Consider the following 376-nt stretch of genomic DNA (forward strand, 5'->3'; position numbering starts at 1 on the left):
CGATAAAGGCTTGCTCGAAGAGGTCGCGTTGAGCGTGGCTGCCGCCGATTACGACCAGCCCGGTGCGCGCGGCGCCTAGCAGCCTCGCCGCCTCGGTGTAGTCGCCTTCGTGGAAGGCGAGCAGGCCAAAAGCCGCGAGCGCACCWTGATGGGCTGCCTGCCKGCGCTCGCTGCTKCGATGCGCCCGGCTATCCCCAACGAGCGTGCGGGCRATCGCCTCCGCGCCGCTTGMATGCCCGGCGCCGAGCAATGAGAGAGCRTAGTGCAGGTCGGCAAAGACCAGGCGGCCATCATCGATCCGGCCCTCGGCGAGTGCGGCCAGTTCCTCCCAGCGCGTCCCGACATCGACGCCGGCATATTCGAGCCGGGCAAGCAG

At 68.9% G+C, this 376-nt stretch carries 1 protein-coding gene; it reads right to left on the reverse strand.

Annotated features, from left to right (window positions below):
- A partial coding sequence (locus AB4Y92_RS26495; protein ID WP_441822330.1) for a hypothetical protein occupies positions 1 to 376 on the reverse strand: 376 nt, incomplete at both ends.

Source organism: Lysobacter sp. TAB13 (assembly GCF_052113885.1).
Classification (GTDB): Bacteria; Pseudomonadota; Gammaproteobacteria; order Xanthomonadales; family Xanthomonadaceae; genus Lysobacter; species Lysobacter gummosus.